Source organism: Mesorhizobium sp. M0152 (genome assembly GCF_040322415.1).
Taxonomy (GTDB): Bacteria; Pseudomonadota; Alphaproteobacteria; order Rhizobiales; family Rhizobiaceae; genus Mesorhizobium.
The window spans coordinates 24,868-45,828 of record NZ_JAMYTH010000027.1 but is presented as its reverse complement, the minus strand read 5'-3'; the positions used below and the strand labels follow the sequence as shown (position 1 = coordinate 45,828).

The window sequence follows — 20,961 nt, the reverse complement described above, 5'->3', positions numbered from 1 at the left end:
TCGGTAAGGCTGTTTATTAAGCCGATCGAAAGAGCTTCTCCCTAGATTGGCAGCATCCGATCAACCATCACAGAAGTTGACGGAAGTGCTGTAACACGTGGAGTAGGAGCTCTCGAATGTCTAATCTCATTGCACGTTTCGTGAAGGACGAATCCGGCGCGACCGCTATCGAATATGGTCTGATCGCCGCTCTCATCGCGCTCGCCATCATCGCCGGCGCCGGCGCCCTTGGCAATGCAATCAACGCCAAGTTCTCCGCCATCGGAACTACCTTGAACACCACCGGCGGCTGATCTGCATATTGCTTGACGCTCAGATTGTGTTCTGGACAGGGGCCGCCATGTGGCGGCCCCTGTTTTATGCAGTTCATATTGTACCGCCCATAACGGTCATCTTTTCATTCCAGGCCTCATCAATCGTTAATCGAAGATGCCTAGGCTGACGTCATTGGAATTTGAACCATAGGCACGGCGCCGATGCTTGAAGCCCTGATCTTCGTCGTCTTTCCCTTCTGCATGCTGTTTGCCGCTATCTCCGACATGCTGTCGATGACGATCGCCAATCGCGTGCCGGTGCTGCTGGTTGTCGTCTTCGCGCTGGTGGCGCCGCTGACGGGGATGGAATGGGCAGCTTATGGTTGGCATTTCGCGGCCGGTGCTCTTGTTCTTGCCGTGACGTTTGGCCTGTTCGCAATGGGTGGCATGGGAGGTGGCGACGCCAAGCTGCTGGCCGCCACCGCCGTGTGGATGGGACTCAACATCCAGCTCGTCGAATATCTCGTGGTCTCGACCTTCATAGGCGGCTTGCTGACGCTTGCCATTCTGTTCTACCGGAAGTCGCCGCTGGCGGTTTTTACCAGCCAAAACCCATTCCTGCGTCATTTCGCGGAACAGTCGGCCGGCATTCCCTACGGAATCGCGCTCGGCCTGGGCGGGCTGCTGACCTATCCGGATTCGCCCTTGATGGTGTGGGCGCTGGAAAGACTGGCGAACTGAACACGATCCGAGTTTCGTTACCTTACTTGTATTGCCTGCATCGGCTTTGAAGAGAGGCGGGGCAGGCTCTTTACCCCTGTGGCGGCATAATCCAGCTAATTTATGTAAACCTTAAATTAATCACGATCGTAAGCATTACATTAACCTTGTTTTGACGATTGCCGCTGCAAAGTCCGGCTTGGCTGTGTGGTTTGCCAAGGGCGAGGGTTCGGACAGATGCCAGCATCCCGATTGATTATTCTAGGCGTGGCGGTAGCCGCGGCAGGTGGCGCTGGCTATGTCGCGAAAAACATGGTCGCCACGCCGCCGCCGATCGTCGTCGAATCCGGCCCCGCAGCTCCCGCGGTCGCCCTGCAAGACGTGCTTGTGCTCTCGGGCGATGTCGCGATGGGCAACCCGCTCGAGAACAGCATTGCCTGGCAATCCTGGCCGGCTGACGGCATCAACGCGAATTTCATCACCAAGGCGACTGCTCCCGACGCGCTGGAAAAACTAAAGGGCTCGATCGCCCGTGTAGCGATGTACACAGGCGAGCCGGTGCGGCGCTCCAAGCTGATCGGCGAGGGGCAGAGCTTCATGTCGTCGATCCTGCCTTCCGGCATGCGGGCGGTGGCCACGACTATATCTGCCGACACCTCCGCCGGCGGCTTCATCCTTCCAAACGATTTCGTCGATGTGATCATGACCCGCAGGGCCGACGCCAGCAGCGGCAGCGCCGGTTTCAACACCGAGACAATCCTCAAGAACATCCGTGTCCTGGCGATCGACCAGACCATCCAGGAGGACGAGGAAGGCAAGAAGACCAGAGTGGGCCAGACCGCCACGCTGGAGCTGACGCCAAAGCAGGCCGAAATCATCACGGTCGCCCAGCAGATGGCGGATCGATTGACCCTGGCGCTGCGCGCGGTCACCGACACCCAGGAAAAGAGCGTGGACCAAGCCGACTATCTCGTTTCCGGCAATGGCCGCAGGGGAACGGTGAGGCTGATCAAGTCGGGCGAAGTTTCCGAAGTAGGGGCAAGGAAATGAAGCTAAGCGGTAAACTGCCTGCGATCGTGGCCGCGGCATTCGCCCTGCTGCTGGTCGGAACGAATGTGCGGGGCGTCGTCGAGGCGAAGAGTACGCAAGTGACGGCCACGACGGCCACCCAGCGCGTCAAGCTTGGTCTCAACAAATCGGTAGTCATAGACCTGCCGAGCGATGCCTACGACATTCTTGTCGCCAACCCGTCGGTTGCCGATGCCGTAACCCGCACTGCAAGACGCATCTATCTGTTCGGCAAGGCGGTCGGGGAGACCAACATCTTCGTCTTCGGGCCGAACGGCGAACAGATCGCCAGCCTGGATCTGGCCGTCGAACGCGATGTCGCCGGCCTGGAGGACTATATCAGGCGCTTTATTCCGACGTCCGCCATCAAGGTTGAACTGCTCAACGACAACGTCGTCCTGACAGGAACCGTCGACACCCCGCTGGACGCGAAGCGGGCGGTCGACCTCGCGACGATCTTCGTCTCGGGCGGTGAAGCGACGACGGGACAATATTCGCAGACCGCGGCGGGCGGCTCGGCCCAGAGCGGTGTCGACATCGACAACCCGGACCAGGAACGTCGCACCAGCAAGATCGTCAACCTCCTGCAGATCATCGGCGACGACCAGGTCACGCTCAAGGTGACTGTCGCCGAAGTCAGCCGCTCCGTCATGAAGCAGCTCGGCGTCAACATGATTGGCAGCGGCTCCGCCAACGGCATTTCTTACGGTGCGACGAGTTCGCCCAACTTGGGTTTAGGAAAGCCGATTTCACAGACATCCGGCTTGTTGCTGGGAGACGGCATCGGGAACGGTATCCAGGCCTACATCAATGCCATGGAACAAAGCGGTGTCATGAAGACATTGGCAGAGCCGACCCTCACTGCCGTTTCCGGCGAGAAGGCTACATTCAAGGTGGGTGGTGAGTACAATCTGGTCACCGGACGCTCAAGCAACGTGTCGACTGATAACCAGACCGGCCTGACCACATACAGTTTCGATAAAATAGAATACGGCATCGGCCTCGAATTCCAGCCGGTTGTGTTGTCGGCCGGGCGTATAAGCCTCAAGGTCAGAACGTCCGTTTCGGAGCCGACCACGACAGGTGGGGCGACCCTCGAAGGAGGGGGAAGTAGGCAAAGCATCACTACGCCTGGCATGACGATTTTGTCGATCCGTAAGAGACTTGCCGACACCACTGTCGAATTGCCGTCAGGAGGGTCGATGATGATTGCCGGCTTGGTCCAGGACGATATTCGCCAAGCTGTCGCAGGATTGCCGGGCCTGGCCAAGATCCCAGTGCTCGGAACGCTGTTCCGCAGCAAGGATTTCGTCCGCAACGAAAGCGAACTCGTCATCATCATCACGCCCTATCTGGCGCGGCCGGTGGCGCGCAACGACCTTGCCAAGCCGGACGACAATTTCAACGCCCCGAGCGATGGCGCCGGCATGTTTCTTGGCCGCGTCAATCGTGTCTACGGCACCATGCAGACCGACAAGCCCAACGGCCGCTATCACGGCGTTGTCGGCTTCATCTACAAGTGAATGGGGAAGCGGACATGTCTCAGTCAGCATTGAACGCAAGCACCATCCTCACGACGATGCGTACGGGCCGTTCGCGGATCCACCTGCGGGCCCTTCCGGTCCTGGCGGTAGCCGTATCGGCGCTGCTGGCCGGCTGCGCCCATCGCGACAGCGTCACCGTCGGCGCCATTCCGGACGACTATCGCACCAACCATCCGATCGTCATCGCCGAGAAGAATCAGAAGATCGATCTTCCCGTCGGCGCCGGCGACCGCGGCATGACCGGCTCGCAGCGCGACACCCTTCTGGGGTTCCTCGACGGTTATGACAGGAGTGCCGCCCCGGCGCTGACGATCCAGATCCCAAGCGGGTCGGCCAACGAGGTCGCCGCGACGGCGGCCGGCCGCGATTTCGCCCGGCTCGCCGTCGCCAGCGGCGTCAAACGCAACCGGATCGTCGTCACCTCCTATCAGGCCGCCTCCAGCGAAATATCCGCTCCGGTGCGCGTCGCCTACATCGCGGTGAAAGCCCAGACCGACAAATGCGGACGCTGGCCCGACGACCTCACGGAGACATCGGAAAACAAGCACTATGCCGACTTCGGCTGCTCCTATCAGAACAATCTTGCCGCCCAGATGGCCAACCCGGCCGATCTGATCGGTCCGCGCAAGTCCACCACCATCGACGCGGAAAATCGCGGCGCGGTGATAGACGTCTATCGCAACAGGGGCATTTCGGATGAATTCCTCGGCAATTCGGAAGTGAGCTACTAAGCCGCCCCAGGAAGAGAAGTCACGGAAAGAGCATGACCATGAGCAACCTTGCCTACGACGCCCCCGTGGACAGCGGCGACAGCTCGGCGCAGGACATCGCCGCGATGCAGGCGTTGCGGCCGATTCCGCGCATCTCGATCCAGGCATTCTGCGAGACCGAGGGCGTTGCCAATCCGGTCGAACGCGCCGGCGAGGATCGGCGCATGACGAAGGCGCATCTCAAGGTCCATATGGGTGGTGTCCCCACCGCGATCGAATTCTATCAGTCGGCGCCGACGCCGAACCTGATCCTGCTGGAATCGCGCAGCGAGCCGAAGCAATTGCTGGAGCAGCTCGCTCAGCTCTCGGAATACTGCGATCCGTCCTCGAAAGTGGTGGTCATCGGTCACTACAACGACGTCGGTCTGTATCGCGAACTCATCCGCTCCGGCATCTCCGAATATGTCATCGCGCCGGTGTCGATGGCCGACATCGTCAGCGTCGTTTCGTCGATCTTCGTCGATCCGGAAGCCGAACCGCTCGGCCGCTCGATCGCCTTCGTCGGCGCCAAGGGCGGCGTCGGCTCGTCCACCATCGCCCACAATGTGGCCTGGGCGATGTCGACCTTGTTCAAATCCGAGGTCGTCGTTGCCGATCTCGATCTTGCCTTTGGCACCGCCAACATCAACTTCGATCAGGACCCGGCACAAGGCATCGCCGAGGCGGTGTTTTCGCCCGAACGCATCGATGAAGTCTATCTGGACCGGCTGCTGACCCAGTGCGCCGAGCATCTGTCGCTGCTGGCGGCGCCCTCGACGCTCGAACGCGTCTATGATTTCGATCCCGATGCCTTCGCGCAGCTTGTCGATACCGCGCAGCGCAGCGTGCCGCTCCTGGTGCTCGACGTTCCCCATGTCTGGACCGGTTGGGCCAAGAATACCTTGGTCAAGGCCGACGAGATCGTCATCACGGCAACGCCGGAACTGGCCAATCTGCGCAACACCAAGAACCTTGCCGACATGCTCAAGCGACTTCGTCCCAACGACCCGCCGCCGAAGCTGATCATCAACCAGGCCGGTGTCCCCAAGCGCCCGGAGATTTCACCGTCCGACTTCGCCGAGCCGCTCGGTCTGTCGGCGATGTCGGTCATCGGCTTTGATCCGGTGCTGTTCGGCAACGCCGCCAATAACGGACGCATGCTCGGCGAAATGGATGCCAAGAATCCGGTTGTCGCCATGATCAACGAGATCGCCCATGTGCTGACCGGGCGCAGTGAAATAAGGGCGAAAAAGAAAGCTGGCCTCGGCAATCTGCTGGGCAAGTTCTCGCGCAAGAAATGACGCTTTGGCAGTGAGATCGGTAGTCGACCATGTTTGGTAAAAGAGGCGACGACAACGGCAACCGGTTCAAGCCGGAATTCCGCCAGCCAGCACCGGCGCCGACCGCGCCGGCAGCCGCGGGTTCGGTGGACACCGCGGTCCTTGACCGGCCCCCGGCACCGCTTCAGTCCAGCGCAGCTGTGGCGCCGCCGGCTCGCCGCGCGGTCGAGGCGCCGCCCATGGCACCGGAGCCACGGCGAGCCCAGCGTGAGAAGAGCGAAACCTACTACGACACCAAGAGCCAGGTTTTCTCGGCGCTGATCGACACCATCGACTTGTCGCAGCTCGCCAAGCTCGACCCGGAAAGCGCGCGCGAGGAAATCCGCGACATCGTCAACGATATCATCGCGATCAAGAATTTCGCGATGTCGATCGCCGAGCAGGAGGAACTGCTCGAGGACATCTGCAACGACGTTTTGGGCTATGGGCCGCTCGAGCCGCTGCTCGCCCGCGACGACATCGCCGACATCATGGTCAACGGGTCCAAGAACGTCTACATCGAAGTCAACGGCAAGGTCGAACAGACCGGCATTCGCTTTCGTGACAACCAGCAGCTTCTCAACATCTGCCAGCGCATCGTCAGCCAGGTCGGCCGCCGTGTCGACGAATCCAGCCCGATCTGCGACGCCCGTCTTCCCGACGGTTCGCGCGTCAACGTCATCGCGCCGCCGCTCGCCATCGACGGCACAGCACTCACCATCCGCAAATTCAAGAAGGACAAGCTGACGCTCGATCAGCTGGTCAAGTTCGGCGCCATCTCGCCGCAGGGAGCCGAAGTTCTCAAGATCATCGGCCGTGTTCGCTGCAACATCGTCATCTCGGGCGGCACCGGCTCGGGCAAGACGACGCTGCTCAATTGCCTGACCAACTACATCGACCGCGACGAGCGCGTCATCACCTGCGAGGACTCGGCCGAGTTGCAACTGCAGCAGCCGCACGTCGTGCGCCTCGAAACCCGTCCGCCCAACCTTGAAGGCGAAGGCGAGGTGACGATGCGCGACCTGGTCAAGAACTGCCTGCGTATGCGGCCCGAGCGCATCATCGTCGGCGAAGTGCGCGGACCCGAGGTGTTCGACCTTCTGCAGGCTATGAACACCGGCCATGACGGTTCGATGGGAACGATCCACTCGAACAGCCCGCGCGAATGCCTGAACCGCATCGAATCCATGATCGCCATGGGCGGCTATTCGCTGCCGCAGAAAACCGTGCGCGAAATCGTCGTCGGCTCGATCGACGTGATCATCCAGGCGGCGCGCCTGCGCGACGGATCGCGCCGCATCACCCACATCACCGAGGTGATCGGGATGGAAGGCGACGTCATCATCACGCAGGACATCGTCCTCTATAATATCAAGGGCGAGGACGCCAATGGCAGGCTGCTGGGAGAGCATGTATCGACCGGCATCGGCCGCCCGCATTTCTGGGACCGGGCTCGTTACTATGGCGAGGACCAGCGCCTCGCCATTGCGCTCGAGGCGATGGAGAAACGCGCTGACTGACGCATGCACAGGCGTGAAGGTTTTGGTCGATGTTTGGAATTGACGGCACCGTATTGGCGTTTATTGCGCTCGCCGGCTTCAGCGCCGGCGCGGTCGCTTATGCATTCCTGTTCAACCGGATCACCAATGAGAAGCAGGCCGGCAAGCGGCTTCAAACGATTAAGACCGCCGAGACGGATCGCTCCATTGTCAAGGCCTCGCGCGACCGTGTGGCCGAGGCTGCCAAGCGGCGCAAGTCAGTTCAGGATTCGCTGAAGGACCTTGACGAGAAGCAGAGAACCAAGGACAGCGCCGTCAAGAGGCCACCGCTGAAAGCTCAGCTTCGTCAAGCCGGTCTCAAGGTTCCCATCGAACGTTTCTATATCTACTCCGCCGTATGCGGCCTGGCGCTGACGGTAGTGGCCTATATGGCCGGTACGCCGCTGCTTGTCTTGCCCGGCGTTCTGATGGCGGGCGCCCTTGGTCTGCCGCGCTGGTTCGTTTCTTTTCGCCGCGCCCGCCGCGTCAAGGCATTCCTCAACGAATTCCCCAATGCGCTCGACATCATCGTGCGTGCGGTCAAATCCGGCCTGCCGCTGAACGATGCCGTGCGCCTGATCGCCAACGAATCCTCCGAGCCGGTGAAGGGCGAGTTTCGCCGCATCGTCGATTCCCAGCAGATGGGCCTGTCGATTCCCGACGCGACCTTGCGCATGCCCGAAACCATGCCTTGCACGGAGGCGAGCTTCTTCGGCATCGTCATCCAGATTCAATCCCAGGCCGGCGGCAATCTCTCCGAGGCGCTGGGCAATCTTTCGCGCGTGCTTCGCGACCGCAAGAAGATGAAGGCCAAGGTCCAGGCACTGTCTATGGAAGCCAAGGCGTCCGCCGCCATCATCGGCGCGCTGCCTTTCATCGTCGCGTTTCTCGTCTATCTCTCCAGCCCCAACTACCTGATGCCGCTGTTCAACACCAGCGTTGGCAACCTGATCCTGGGGGTTTCCGCCGTCTGGATGTCGATCGGCATCCTCGTGATGCGCAAGATGATGAACTTTGAAGTCTAGGGCCGCGGCATGACCGAACAAGTCATCAAATCACTCACGGATCCCGGCCTCCTGATCGCGCTGCTGGTCGGCATCGCCGTGTTCGCGACGGTCTTCACCTTGCTGCCGGCATTTGGCGGAAACCAGCTCAAGGCGCGCATGAAGTCGGTCGCGCTGGAGCGCGACGAATTGCGTGCTAGGCAGCGCGCGCGGCTTGCAAGCGAGGCGGATCGCCGCCGCAAGGGCTTGCGCGAGGAACAGTCGGTCGGCATGCGCAACATCGTCGATCGGCTCGATCTGCGGCGCGCATTGGCTGACGAGGGCACTTTGCAGAAGCTCAAGGTTGCAGGTTTTCGCGGACAGAATCCGCTGACGCGCTTTCTCTTCTTCCGCCTCGTGCTTCCGTTCGTCGGCTTCGCGTTGGCGCTGGTTTACATCTTCGTGCTCGGTGGATTGCCCGACAAGCCATTGATCATCAGGCTGTTCGTCTGCGTCCTCGTTGCCTATGCCGGCTTCTACGCACCGATCGTCTACGTCAATAACCGCGCCACCAAGCGAAAGCAGTCGATTCAGATGGCATGGCCGGATGCCCTCGACCTGATGCTGATCTGCGTCGAGTCGGGCATGTCTGTCGAAGCCGCGCTGCGCAAGGTTGCCGACGAGATCGGCGCGCAGTCGGTGGCGCTGGCCGAAGAGTTCATCCTGACCAATGCGGAGCTTTCCTATCTCCAGGAGCGCAAGCAGGCTTACGAAAACCTGGCCAGCCGCACCGGGCTGGAATCGGTCAAGTCGGTGTCGCAGGCGCTTGTCCAGGCCGAACGCTACGGCACGCCGGTGGCGCATGCACTGCGCGTGCTTGCTAGCGAAAGCCGTGACATGCGCATGAACGCCGCCGAGAAGAAGGCCGCCGCCTTGCCGCCCAAACTCACCGTGCCGATGATCCTGTTCTTCCTGCCGGTGCTTTTCGCTATCATCCTGGGCCCCGCCGGTATCCAGGTCAGCCAACGCGGTATCTTCGGCGATCATTCAGGGGCGGCAGCGTCAGGTACCCAGTAACGCCGCGACCAGACCTTGCACGAACACAAAAGCCGCACCTGCATTGCAGTGCGGCTTTTCACCGTATCGGCAGGATCACGCGTCAGTTGGTAGCGGGCTTCGCCTTGTCCTGATCCTTGAGCTGGCTCCAGGCATTCTGCTGAGCCAGCATCTGCCTGAGGTAAGCGACATTGGCCTGCGCCTGTTCGGGCGAGAGCTCCTGCGAAGCAATTTTCTCGGCTTCGTCGAACCGGCCCTGCAGGCCGACCACGAGCGCCAGGTTCTGACGCACGCGGCTGTCGGCATTCGGCTGCTGGGAGGCCGAGCGCATATAGGTCTCGGCGGTGCGCAGGTCGCCTTCCAAAACATAAGACATGCCCAGATTGGAGAGAACCGAGGGCTCGTTCGGCTTGAGTTCGAGTGCCTTGCGGTAAAGCTGGCGGGCATCGTTCTTCTGGCCAAGCTGGTCGAGAATGGCCGCCTCCGCGGACACCAGTTTCCAGTCGGGATATTCCGGCGTCTGTGCACGGCGCACGGCGTCGAGCGCCGCCTCGAACTGACCATTGGCGGCCAGCGCCTTGCCGTAGGCGGCCAGCACGTCGCGGTCCTTGGGATAGGCGATGGCCAGCTTGCGCATCACCGCAAGCGACTGGTCGGCATCGCCGTCCATCTGCAGCGCGGCGGCGAAGTTGGTTGCGATCCGCCTGTCGTTCGGGTTCCTGGCGTAGGATTGGCCAAGTGCACCGGTGGCGTTGTGCAGTTCTCCGGCCGACATGGTTTCCAGCGGCTTGCCGTTGGTGCGTCCGATCGAGCCGGTGGTGAGCTTGCTGGTCCCGCAGCCGGCGATGCCGGCCGCGAGCGTCAGCATCAATGCCGTGGTGACGAACCGCCTTCTCCCGGTGTTCATCGTGCGGTTGGTCGGCATCGGCACCGGGCCTCCATTCATGCGCGGCCATTGCATGGCCGTCTTCCCTCCCGCAGAAATATTCTGTTAACCCTAACGGAGAGTTAAGAAACGCCGACTCGCAGTGGGTCGGCAGGAGAACATCGAATGCCTGTCGAACTCGTCGAAAAGAAACTGCAAGGCGCGCTGCCGGTCCATCTGGTTGCCAAGAATGGTCTGGAAGCGGCCGGCCTGCCGCCATCCACGATCGCCTGGGCCAGGGCCAACGGCTTCTCCGGCGAGACGGGCAGGACGCTGGCTCTGCCTGGCGAAAACGGAACGCTCGGCGGTGCCTTGTTCGGCATGGGTGACGATGACGACGCGCTGGCTCTCGGAGCGCTGGCGAAAGCCCTGCCGGAAGGCGACTGGCATTTCGCCTCCACGCCGGCCGAGCCGGAACTTGCGGCAATCGCGTTGGCGCTCGGCGGCTATGTCTTCACCCGCTATGGCAAGAAACCCGGCAAGACGCTGCGCTTCGCCTTGCCGGCCGGCGCCGATGCAGGTCGGGTTCGCCGCATCGTCGATGGTGTCTTTCTGGCGCGAGACCTTGTCAACACGCCGACCAGCGACATGGGACCGGATGATTTGGAGAGGGCGGTGCGGGCCGTGGCCGAAGCCCACAAGGCCCATGTCTCGGTGATCAAGGGCGACGATCTGCTCGCGCAGAATTTCCCGATGATCCATGCCGTCGGCCGTGCGTCCGTCGGCGCGCCACGGCTGATCGATATGATATGGGGACAACAGGGCGCACCGAAAGTGACGCTGGTCGGCAAGGGCGTCTGCTTCGATACGGGCGGTCTCGACATCAAGCCCTCATCCGGCATGCTGTTGATGAAGAAGGACATGGGCGGCGCCGCCAATGTGCTGGGTCTGGCCTCGATGATCATGGCTGCCGGGCTCAACGTGCGGCTGCGCGTGCTCATTCCTGCGGTCGAGAATTCGATCGCCGGCAACGCCTTCCGGCCCGGCGACGTGCTGGCGAGCCGCAAGGGCATGTCGGTCGAAATCGGCAATACCGACGCCGAGGGACGGCTGGTGCTGGCCGACGCCCTGGCGCTGGCCGACGACGAGGAGCCGCAGCTTCTGGTCGACATGGCGACGCTGACCGGAGCGGCGCGTGTTGCGCTTGGGCCCGACCTGCCACCTTTCTACACCGACGACGAAGCACTGGCGTCCGACTTGGCGGCGGCTTCCGTCGCCGTTGAGGATCCGCTGTGGCGCATGCCGCTGTGGCGGCCCTACGATGCAAAGCTGTCGTCGAAGATCGCAGACATCAACAACGTAACCACCGACGGTTTCGCCGGTTCGATCACCGCGGCGCTGTTTCTCAAGCGGTTTGTCGAGAAGACGCCGAGCTGGGCGCATTTCGACATCTTCGCCTGGAACCCCGCTGACCGTCCGCATGGTCCCGCCGGCGGCGAGGCGCAAGGCATTCGCGCGCTGGAGCGGATCATCTCGAAACGCTTTGGCTGATCATGATCCCCAAAAGGGACCCGGTTTTCGGATAAGATCCTGGTCCAACAAGACCATGGTCCCGAAAAGTGGGAGCCGGTTTTCGGATGAGATCATGGTCCAACAAGAACGCCGAGACTGAAACGGAACCGAAACAATTTGCCGTCATGCTGGGTTGATGTCGATAGCGATGCGCCCGAGCCAGGCCTTGCGACTGTGGCAGCAAGTGATGCTGTCGCAGGTGCGTGACGACGCGCCCGACCTCACCATGCGCCAGACGGCGATCCTGTTCACCATCTATCTCGATCCGCCGCCGCACACGGTGCGCGGGCTGGCGGCGCGGCTCAACGTCACCAAACCGGTGATCACCCGGGCGCTTGACACGATGGGTGCATTGAAGCTTGTGTCGCGCCATCGCGACGAACTCGACAAGCGCAATGTGCTGATCAAGCGCACCGTCGAGGGCGCGCTCTTTGTCGAGCGGTTTGGCGATGTTATCATTGCCAAAGCCCACGAACTGCCGATCTGATTGACCAATCTTGACCGAGTTGCCGATTTGACTGCCAGGGATGCACGCCTTCACGCTTTCCGCTCCGATCTCGCCGACGCGCGTTTGAAGGGCGAGGTCGCCGCCGACCGCTTCGTCGCCGGTCGGCCGGCGCGGGTCGCTGCACCCGTGGCCGATGTCCGCAAGGCACCGCGTCCGGATGCCGGCGTCAACACGCAGCTCCTGTTCGGCGACGACGTCCTGGTCTTCGAGGAGGCCGAGGGCTGGGCTTGGGTCCAGGCCGAACGGGACGGCTATGTCGGCTATGTCGCCGAAACCAGCCTGGGCGGACGAAACCATGCGCCCACCCACGTCGTCATTGTGCCCCGAACCTTTCTCTATCCCGGACCGGATCTGCGCTTTCCGATCGCGGGACAGCTGTCGATGGGATCGACCGTGACGGTGACGGGGACCACCGAAACGCGCGGTACGCATTATGCCGTGCTGACCTCCGGCGAGACGTTGATTGCCGGCCATGTGCGACAGGTCGGCGAAATTGCCTCCGATTATGTCGCGGTTGCCGAGACCTTTCTTGGAACGCCTTATCTGTGGGGAGGCGTTTCCGGCTTCGGCATCGACTGTTCGGGCCTGGTTCAACTTGCGATGCGCATGACCGGCAAGGAGGTGCTGCGCGATTCCGACATGCAGGCTGCTTCCATCGGCGAGCCGCTCGATCCGGGTCCTGATTTCTCGGGACTGCGCCGCGGCGACCTGGTGTTCTGGAAGGGCCATGTCGCTATCATGACCGACGCTCAAACCATGATCCATGCCAATGGCCACACCATGCTGGTGTCGCGCGAGGGGCTAAAGGACGCCGTCGCCCGTATCGGATATCTCTACGGCGGCCCGACCGGGTTCAGACGGCCTTAGAACGCCCGATCCCCTTTTGTTCCGATTTTTCTTGGCGATTGACTGCCGCCGCGCTACGTCTGGCGGGTGACAGAGCAGCCGCGCCTCGCCGACCAGAATGCCGCCGTCGTCCTGCCCGAGCCATTCGTCAGATGGTTCGGGCAGAAGGGCTGGTCGCCGCGCGCTCACCAGATCGAATTGCTGGCAAAAGCCCAGGCAGGGCAATCGGTGCTGTTGATCGCGCCGACCGGCGCCGGCAAGACGCTTGCCGGATTCCTGCCTTCGCTGACCGAACTGGCCGGCCGGCCAAGGCGAAGGCCCGGTCAGGCGCAGCGCGGCATCCATACGCTTTACATCTCGCCGCTAAAGGCGCTGGCCGTCGATATCGAGCGCAATCTCGGCAAGCCGGTCGAAGAGATCGGGCTGCCTCTCACCATTGAGACTCGCACGGGCGACACGCCGGCGCACAAACGCCAGCGGCAGAAGCTGGTACCGCCCGACATCCTGCTCACCACGCCCGAGCAATTGGCGCTGCTGATTGCGGCAGGCGATGCAAGACGCTTCTTCGAGGACCTGCGCTACGTCGTGCTCGACGAGTTGCATTCGCTGGTGACGTCGAAGCGGGGCCATCTGCTGGCGCTCGGCCTAGCGCGGCTGCGCAGTTTTGTCCCCGGCCTGCAGACAATCGGCCTGTCGGCGACGGTGGCTGAGCCGGATGAATTGCGGCGCTGGTTGGTCAGCCAGAATCCACCCGGCGATATGGCCGAACTGATCGTCGTCACCGGCGGTGCGAAGCCCGACATATCCATCCTCGATTCGGAAGAGCGGGTGCCGTGGGCAGGACATTCGGCGCGCTACGCCACGCCCGAAATTTACCGCGAGATCAAGCGCCACAAGACCACCCTGCTGTTCGTCAACACCCGCAGCCAGGCCGAACTGCTGTTCCAGGAATTGTGGCGGGTCAATGAGGACACCTTGCCGATCGCACTGCACCACGGCTCGCTTGACGTAGCCCAGCGCCGGCGTGTCGAAAAGGCGATGGGCGAGAACGCGCTGCGCGCCATCGTCGCCACCTCGACGCTCGACCTCGGCATCGACTGGGGCGATGTCGATCTGGTCGTGCATGTCGGCGCGCCGAAAGGTGCCAGCCGGCTGGCGCAGCGTATTGGCCGCGCCAACCACCGCATGGACGAACCGTCCAAGGCGATCCTCATTCCGGCCAATCGCTTCGAGGTGCTGGAATGCCGGGCGGCGCTCGACGCCAATTATCTCGGCGCGCAAGACACGCCACCGTTGGTCAATGGCGGCCTCGATGTGCTGGCGCAGCATGTGCTGGGCTGCGCCTGCGGCGCGCCGTTCCGCGCCGATGACCTGTTCGAGGAAGTGCGAACTGCGGCACCCTATGCCGGCCTCGATCGGCCGACATTCAACCGCGTCATCGATTTCGTCGCCACCGGCGGCTACGCGCTGAAGAACTACGAGCGATATGCTCGCATCCGCCTGAACAAGGACGGGCTGTGGCGGGTGTCCAATCCGCGCGTTGCCCAGCAATACAGGCTGAATGTCGGCACTATTATCGAGGTGCCGGCACTCAACGTTCGATACGTACAGGCTGGCAGCAAAGGCTCGGCTTCGCGTGGCGGGCGGGTTCTCGGCAAGATCGAGGAGGCCTTCCTCGAAACCCTGACGCATGGCGATACGTTCATGTTTGCCGGCAAAGTTCTGCGCTTTGAGGGCATTCGCGAAAACGAATGCTTCGTGTCGAACGCGCCCGGCAGCGATGCCAAGGTGCCTTACTACGGCGGCGGCAAGTTTCCGCTTTCGACATATCTTGCCGAGCAGGTCCGTATCATGCTGGACGACCCGCGACGATGGAAGAAGCTGCCGGAGCAAGTGGCCGACTGGCTGCGGTTTCAGGCCGACAAATCGGTGCTGCCCAAACGCGGTGACCTGCTGGTCGAAACCTTTCCACGCGGCAATCGGTATTATCTGGTCGCCTATCCCTTCGAAGGCAGGCTGGCCCATCAGACGCTCGGCATGCTGCTTACCCGCCGTCTCGACAGAGCGGGTGCCAGGCCTCTCGGTTTTGTCGCCACCGACTATGCGCTGGCCATATGGTCTCTGGGCGACATGGGCACGATGTTCAGGGCTGGCAAACCTTCGCTCGGCGCACTTTTCGACCAGGACATGCTGGGCGACGACCTCGAAGCCTGGCTGGCCGACAGCTGGCTTCTCAAGCGCACCTTCCGCAACTGCGCGCTGATTTCGGGACTGATCGAGAAGCGTCACCCGGGCCAGGAGAAAAGCGGCCGGCAGGTCACCGTGTCGACCGATCTGATCTACGACGTGCTGCGTAGCCATGAACCCGATCACATTCTGCTTCAGGCGACGCGTGCCGATGCGGCGACCGGTCTGCTGGATGTCAGCAGGCTTGCAGACATGCTCTCACGCATCCAGGGTCGAATCGTGCATAAGAACCTCGAACAGATATCACCGCTCGCCGTGCCGATCATGCTCGAGATCGGCAAGATGCCGGTGAACGGCGAAGCCGATGAAACACTGCTGATGGATGCGGCGACACTGGTTGAGGAGGCCATGGGGCCGGGAATGAGTGAGACATGAATTTTTCGCTGGCGCGCGCATCGCTGATCGCCGAGGCCGACTTGGTCGGCATCGCCGGCGAGCGTGCGGTCTGCGACCCGCGCGGCGTGCTTTATTTTCCCGAGTTCAGGCTGCTGGCCGTATCCGACCTGCATCTCGAAAAAGGCTCGTCGCTGGCCAGGCGCGGTGCGCTGATCCCGCCTTATGACACCGGCGCGACCTTGCTCAGATTGCAGGCCGTCATCGCCGATTACCAACCGGCGATCGTCATCAGCCTGGGCGACTCCTTCCACGACGGCGACGGCGCCGCGCGCATGCACGTAAGTTTTCGCGAAAGATTGGAAGCGTTGATGGCGGGCCGCGACTGGTTCTGGGTCGCCGGCAACCACGATCCGGAAGCGCCGGCGGATCTGCCTGGTGAGACAGTGCGGGAACTCGCCATCGGCTCATTGCTGTTTCGGCATGAGCCATCCAAGCTGCGCGTCGAGGGCGAGATATCGGGCCATCTGCATCCTTGCGCGCGGATCGTGCAACAGGGCCGCTCGGTGCGCAGGCGCTGCTTTGCCGGCGACGGCGGCCGCATGATCATGCCGGCTTTCGGCGCCTATACCGGTTCGCTCAACGTGCTCGATCGCGCCTATGCCGGGCTGTTCCGTCTGGACACGCTGATGGCTTACATGCTCGGCGCGGAGCGTATCTTCGCCATCTCCAGCTCGATGCTGCGGCCAAATTGACCTTAACGTCCATAGTAGAGCGTCACCGTGTGCTTCGCCTCCGCGAAGAACAGCCAGCGTTCGACCAGCATGCCGGCGAACTGGGCGATTGCGGCGAGCAGGGACAGTACCGCCGCAAAGGGCCATGACAAGGCGAAGGAAGCGGCGAGCAGCAGAACGGGCAAGGCAAAAGCCAGAAGCTGCGTGATCCGGCGCAGCCGCGCGCTGTGCTTGCGCGCGATGCGAAAACCCATTTCCTTGAGCAGGTAATTTTCCTCGGTATGGGGCCATTCCAGCGACCGCACCGTGCCGCCGGCTAGGCCGGTGGCAGTGTTGGCATTGGTGGGGATTTCAATCTGGTCGTTGTGGCGCCAGGTCGCCAGCTTCCAGCCCCAGCCAAGCAAGGTCAGCAGTACGCAAGCCGCCAGCATTTTCGAACCGAGGGCAAAGCCCTGCAGCAACGCATTCAACAGCACGCTGCCGGTCATCGCCGAGAAGATGAGATAGGCGGGCAGCGTGAAGCGGCTGTGCCACTGGGCGATTGGCGCCAGCGATGCGTAGATCATCCCTGTGGTGCAGACGGTGACGACGGCGCCAACAGCCGCCAGCAATCCGGCGATGCCGACCCAGCCATCGGTGCGGCCGAAGAATACCCAGCCGATACCGAACAAGCCTGCCGGAATGAAAGTCGCGACCGAGGCGACGCCTTCACGCGACAGCCACGAACTGCGCCATTGCGAGAACGCCCGCCAGGCGCGTTCGGGTCTGCCGAGATGGCCGGTCGACGACAGCAGGCCGGCGGTGATCAGGCCGAGCGCCAGGCCCATGCCGATGAGGCCCAACCAGAAATCGGGCGGGATGATTTGGAAGCCTCCGAGCACGCCCATCAGCGCCAGCAGCCCATAGCCGGCACCGGTTGCTGCGGTGAAGAAGACGACAGAAAAGGCTGGATGCATGGAGGTCAGTTCGAAAGCATGCGGTCGACCCAGCCGAGGAAGCCGCCTTCGGCTCGCACCGGCTCCAGCGCGGGTGCGGCCACCGATGCGGCGCGCTGCGTATGGGCGCGTGGCGGCAGGTATTTGTTGGTCGGATGATAGCCGAGCTCAGGCATCAGGTCGACACCGCCGCGCTCCGCCACCAGTTGCGACACAGCCGACAGGGGATCGCCGAGATCGCCGAAATGCCGGGCGCTGGTCGGGCAGGCGGCGACGCAGGCCGGCACGCGGTCTTCTTCGGCCAGATTGTTATTGTAGATGCGGTCGATGCACAGCGTGCATTTCTTCATGACGCCGACATCGGTGTCGAACTCGCGCGCGCCATAGGGGCAGGCCCAGCTGCACAGTTTGCAGCCGATGCACTTGTCCTCGTCGATCAGCACGATACCGTCCGAGGCTCGCTTGTAGGAGGCGCCGGTCGGGCAGACCGTGACACAGGCCGGCGTGTCGCAGTGCAGGCAGGAGCGCGGGAAATTCACCGTGCGACCGCCCATCCCGGTTGTGTGTTCGTAGCTGTGCACGCGGTTGAACCAGACGCCGTCTGCATGGCCGCCATAGGGGTCGATATCGGTCAGCGGTGCCATGTGGCCGCCGGTGTTCCATTCCTTGCAGGCGGTGACGCAGGCTTGGCACCCGACACAGGTGTCGAGGTCGATGACGAGGCCGAGCTTTTTGTCGGTGTGAACGGGAAGGCAGGTCATTCGGCGGCTTCTCTGTTCACGCGAAACTCGGCGCCGAAACTCAGTCTGCCGGGCGACGGCTCGAAATGTGGCGGCTGCTGGAAACGCTCGAATTGCGGCTCGGTGAAGCCGGCTTCCTCGGCCGCGCATTTGACGATGCGCACGCGAAGGTCGAACCACGCCGCCTGGCCGGTCACGGGATCGGAATTCGAATAGCGCTTGCCGTTGGTATCGGCCGAGGTCTGGTCGCCGATGATGTGATTGAGCAGGAAGCCGCGATTACTCTCGGCGGCATCGTCCTTCAGGCCCCAGCTGCCGCGTCTTTTGCCGATGGCATTCCAGGTCCACACCGTGCTCTCATTTACGCCGTCGACCAGCTTGATCTGTCCCTTTACCCTGCCGTTGATGCTTTCGATCCATACCCAGTCGTCATCGGCAAGGTCGAGGCCGGCGGCGGTCCGATGATGCACGAACAGCCGGTTTTGGCTGGTGATCTGCCTGAGCCACGCATTCTGCGAGCCCCAGGAATGGTACATGTGCATCGGCCGCTGTGTCAGCGCGTGCAGCGGATATTTCCGGACATCGACCACCGCTTCCTCGAAGGGCGTGTACCAGAACGGCAGCGGGTCCATGTAGATATCGATGCGCTGGCGCTCGCTTTCCGGCGGCAAAACGCGGCCATGGCCACGCGCGGCCAGACGGAAGCGCTGCAACGGCTCGGAATAGAGCTGAAAGACGATCGGCTCCGCCTTGGGGATGAAACCCATCTGCACCGCGAAGTCGAGATAGGAGCGGTTGGCCATCTTGTAATAGCGCTGGTCCTCAGCGAAATCCCGATGCCAGAAACCACCATTGTCGATGTAGCGTTGCAACTGGTCCGGATTGGCTTCGCCCCTGCCGATCGAGGCGCCGTCCTTGCCGCGCCAGCCGGCGAGTGGGCCGATGCCCGGCGTGCGCTCATGGTTGACGATATAGTCGGCATAGTCGCGGTACTTGGCCGTGCCGTCTTCATCGACGAAGCCGGGCAGACCGAGCCGGGCGCCGAGTTCGATCAACACCGACTGGAATGGTCTGACGTCCCGGTCCGGCTCGACGACGGGATGGCGTATGGCATCACCCGGGCCGTCGGCATGGCTGATCGGCCGGTCCAGCAGGCTGATGCAGTCATGGCGCTCCAGATATGTCGTGTCCGGCAGCACCAGGTCGGCGAACGGCACCGTTTCGGAATAATAGGCATCGGAATAGATGATGAAGGGGATCTTGTAATTGCCGGCCCCGTCGTGATCCGTCAGCATCGCCATGGTCTCGACGGTGTTCATCGAGGAATTCCAGGCCATGTTCGACATGTACATCATCAGCGTGTCGATCCTGTAGGGATCGCCGGCCCAGGCGTTGCGGATGACGGTGTGCATCAGACCGTGCGCGGCCAGCGGGGCATCCCAGGAATAGGCTTTGTCGATACGGGTCGGCATGCCCGCCCCATCGACCAGCAGGTCATCTGGCCCGCAGACGAAACCGAGCGGCATGCCGTCGAGCGGCGTCATCGGCTTGGTGGTCTTGCCCGCCGGTTTTGGTCCGGGTGGCGCCGATCTGGGATAGGGCGGCTTGAAGCGGAAGCCGCCTGGAACATCCACCGTGCCCAGTAGCACTTGGAGGAGATGGAGGGCGCGGCATGTGTGAAAACCGTTCGAATGGGCGGAGATGCCGCGCATGGCGTGCATCGAGACAGGCCGCCCCTTGATCGTCTCGTGCCGGCGCCCGGCCCAGTCGGTCCATGCAACAGGAAGTTCGATCATCTGTTCGAAGGCGACATGGGCGAGTTCGGCGGCGATCCTGCGGATCGTATCCGCGGAAATCCCGCACCGCTCCGCGACCGCGTCGGGCGCATAGCTCTCGTCGAGGTAGCGGTCGGCGATCAGCTGGAATACCGGAACGCAGCGGCGCCCGTTTATCGTGAAATTGCCAGTTAGCGCCGGCTTTGCCTCCGGATCGGTTGCGTGGACCGATGTCTTCGCCACCCTGTCCCACGCCAGCGGATTGCCATCGCCGTCGCGCACGAACAGCCCGTCATCGGCCGAACGCGGCTCCTGGATGACGAGGGTATGGGCATTGGTGTAGCGCAGGAGATAATCGAGATCGACGCGGCCGGCCTTCAGCAATTCGTGGATGAGGGCAAACACGAACAGGCCGTCGGTGCCGGGCCGGATGCCGATCCAGTCGTCGGCGATAGCATTGTAGCCGGTGCGGCATGGATTGATCGACACCACCTTGGCGCCGCGTGCCTTGAGCTTGCCGAGACCGATCTTGATCGGGTTGGAATCGTGATCCTCGGCGACGCCGAACAGCATGAAGTATCTGGTGTTGTCCCAGTCGGGCTCGCCGAATTCCCAGAAGGATCCACCGATCGTGTAGAGACCGCCGGCCGCCATGTTGACCGAGCAGAAGCCGCCATGGGCAGCAAAGTTGGGTGTCCCGAACTGGCTCGCCCACCAGCCAGTCAACGATTGCGATTGATCCCGCCCGGTAAAGAAAGCGAGTTTCTTCGGGTCGGTCCGGCGCATGGCCGAGAGCCGCTCCGTAGCGATCGAGAACGCTTCCTCCCACTCGATCTCGCGGAATTCGCCCGAGCCGCGCGGGCCGGTGCGCAGCAACGGTTTCTTCAGCCTGGCCGGGCTGTAGTGCTGCATGATGCCGGAACTGCCCTTGCCGCAGATCACGCCGCGATTGACCGGATGGTCCTTGTTGCCGTTGATGTAGCGGATCTTGCCGTCCTTGATGTGCACGTCGATGCCGCAGCGGCAGGCGCACATGTAGCAGGTCGTCTTGGCGACGCTGTCGAAAACGCTTGGCGACGTGTCGACGCCGTCGCCTTCATCAGGTGCGCTGGTGTCGGCAAGCGGGCGTTGCGATGGTGCCGAATTCGCGCCGCGAAGCAGTCCCTGCGTCATGA

The 20,961-nt window shown here is 62.4% G+C and carries 18 protein-coding genes; 14 read left to right on the top strand and 4 right to left on the bottom strand.

Annotated elements, in window-relative coordinates:
• Nucleotides 1-116 precede the first annotated feature (116 nt).
• The 9 genes from NKJ26_RS23670 (at nucleotide 117) to NKJ26_RS23630 (ending at nucleotide 9,252) form a co-directional block, all read left to right on the top strand.
• Nucleotides 117-293 carry a Flp family type IVb pilin gene (locus NKJ26_RS23670; RefSeq protein WP_352605603.1) on the top strand — a complete coding sequence of 59 codons (177 nt, stop codon included), beginning with the start codon at nucleotides 117-119 and terminating at the stop codon, nucleotides 291-293.
• A 183-nt stretch (nucleotides 294-476) separates the two neighbouring features.
• Entirely contained in the window at nucleotides 477-995 is a 519-nt protein-coding gene (locus NKJ26_RS23665) for an A24 family peptidase (protein ID WP_352605600.1), read from the top strand.
• A gap of 216 nt (nucleotides 996-1,211) precedes the next feature.
• The gene (gene cpaB / locus NKJ26_RS23660) at nucleotides 1,212-2,024 is read left to right on the top strand and encodes a Flp pilus assembly protein CpaB (RefSeq protein ID WP_352605598.1); all 813 of its coding nucleotides are present in this window, start codon (nucleotides 1,212-1,214) and stop codon (nucleotides 2,022-2,024) included.
• A complete protein-coding gene (locus tag NKJ26_RS23655) occupies nucleotides 2,021-3,565 on the top strand; it encodes a type II and III secretion system protein family protein (RefSeq protein WP_352605596.1) in 1,545 nt (514 codons plus the stop codon). Before cpaB ends, NKJ26_RS23655 begins: the two co-directional genes overlap by 4 nt.
• 14 nt (nucleotides 3,566-3,579) lie before the next feature.
• Nucleotides 3,580-4,317 carry a CpaD family pilus assembly protein gene (locus NKJ26_RS23650; protein ID WP_352605594.1) on the top strand — a complete coding sequence of 246 codons (738 nt, stop codon included), beginning with the start codon at nucleotides 3,580-3,582 and terminating at the stop codon, nucleotides 4,315-4,317.
• Between the two features lie 32 nt (nucleotides 4,318-4,349).
• The gene (locus NKJ26_RS23645) at nucleotides 4,350-5,636 is read left to right on the top strand and encodes a CpaE/TadZ family protein (protein WP_352605592.1); all 1,287 of its coding nucleotides are present in this window, start codon (nucleotides 4,350-4,352) and stop codon (nucleotides 5,634-5,636) included.
• Between the two features lie 29 nt (nucleotides 5,637-5,665).
• A complete protein-coding gene (locus tag NKJ26_RS23640; RefSeq protein WP_352605590.1) occupies nucleotides 5,666-7,174 on the top strand; it encodes a TadA family conjugal transfer-associated ATPase in 1,509 nt (502 codons plus the stop codon).
• Nucleotides 7,175-7,203: 29 nt separating this feature from the next.
• The gene (locus NKJ26_RS23635) at nucleotides 7,204-8,217 is read left to right on the top strand and encodes a type II secretion system F family protein (protein WP_352605588.1); all 1,014 of its coding nucleotides are present in this window, start codon (nucleotides 7,204-7,206) and stop codon (nucleotides 8,215-8,217) included.
• A 9-nt stretch (nucleotides 8,218-8,226) separates the two neighbouring features.
• Entirely contained in the window at nucleotides 8,227-9,252 is a 1,026-nt protein-coding gene (locus tag NKJ26_RS23630) for a type II secretion system F family protein (protein ID WP_352697485.1), read from the top strand.
• 82 nt (nucleotides 9,253-9,334) lie between these two features.
• Here the strand turns inward: NKJ26_RS23630 and NKJ26_RS23625 are convergent, their stop codons facing one another.
• Entirely contained in the window at nucleotides 9,335-10,156 is an 822-nt protein-coding gene (locus NKJ26_RS23625) for a tetratricopeptide repeat protein (protein WP_352605649.1), read from the bottom strand.
• A 126-nt stretch (nucleotides 10,157-10,282) separates the two neighbouring features.
• Here NKJ26_RS23625 and NKJ26_RS23620 point away from each other — a divergent pair, with 126 nt between their 5' ends.
• The 5 genes from NKJ26_RS23620 to pdeM all read left to right on the top strand — a co-directional run bounded on the left by NKJ26_RS23620 (nucleotide 10,283) and on the right by pdeM (nucleotide 16,357).
• Complete coding sequence (locus NKJ26_RS23620) at nucleotides 10,283-11,647, top strand: leucyl aminopeptidase family protein (RefSeq protein WP_352697483.1); 1,365 nt, start codon at nucleotides 10,283-10,285, stop codon at nucleotides 11,645-11,647.
• A 157-nt stretch (nucleotides 11,648-11,804) separates the two neighbouring features.
• Nucleotides 11,805-12,155 carry a MarR family winged helix-turn-helix transcriptional regulator gene (locus NKJ26_RS23615; protein ID WP_027026568.1) on the top strand — a complete coding sequence of 117 codons (351 nt, stop codon included), beginning with the start codon at nucleotides 11,805-11,807 and terminating at the stop codon, nucleotides 12,153-12,155.
• Nucleotides 12,156-12,182: 27 nt separating this feature from the next.
• Nucleotides 12,183-13,043 carry a C40 family peptidase gene (locus NKJ26_RS23610; protein WP_352697529.1) on the top strand — a complete coding sequence of 287 codons (861 nt, stop codon included), beginning with the start codon at nucleotides 12,183-12,185 and terminating at the stop codon, nucleotides 13,041-13,043.
• A 66-nt stretch (nucleotides 13,044-13,109) separates the two neighbouring features.
• Nucleotides 13,110-15,644, top strand: a complete 2,535-nt coding sequence (locus NKJ26_RS23605; RefSeq protein WP_352697481.1) for a ligase-associated DNA damage response DEXH box helicase — start codon at nucleotides 13,110-13,112, stop codon at nucleotides 15,642-15,644.
• Nucleotides 15,641-16,357 (top strand): ligase-associated DNA damage response endonuclease PdeM, encoded by a 717-nt coding sequence (gene pdeM / locus NKJ26_RS23600; RefSeq protein ID WP_352697479.1) that lies wholly within the window; start codon nucleotides 15,641-15,643, stop codon nucleotides 16,355-16,357. Before NKJ26_RS23605 ends, pdeM begins: the two co-directional genes overlap by 4 nt.
• A 2-nt stretch (nucleotides 16,358-16,359) precedes the next feature.
• Here the strand turns inward: pdeM and NKJ26_RS23595 are convergent, their stop codons facing one another.
• Genes NKJ26_RS23595 through NKJ26_RS23585 form a run of 3 tightly spaced genes read right to left on the bottom strand, consistent with a single transcriptional unit; the run spans nucleotide 16,360 to nucleotide 20,959 of the window.
• Entirely contained in the window at nucleotides 16,360-17,292 is a 933-nt protein-coding gene (locus tag NKJ26_RS23595) for a dimethyl sulfoxide reductase anchor subunit family protein (protein WP_352697477.1), read from the bottom strand.
• A gap of 5 nt (nucleotides 17,293-17,297) precedes the next feature.
• Nucleotides 17,298-18,032: a 4Fe-4S dicluster domain-containing protein gene (locus NKJ26_RS23590; RefSeq protein ID WP_352697475.1), complete on the bottom strand. Its 735-nt coding sequence runs from the start codon at nucleotides 18,030-18,032 to the stop codon at nucleotides 17,298-17,300.
• On the bottom strand, nucleotides 18,029-20,959 hold the full coding sequence (locus tag NKJ26_RS23585) for a molybdopterin oxidoreductase family protein (RefSeq protein ID WP_352697473.1): 2,931 nt from the start codon (nucleotides 20,957-20,959) through the stop codon (nucleotides 18,029-18,031). The genes NKJ26_RS23590 and NKJ26_RS23585 overlap by 4 nt, the downstream gene beginning before the upstream one ends.
• Nucleotides 20,960-20,961 lie beyond the last annotated feature (2 nt).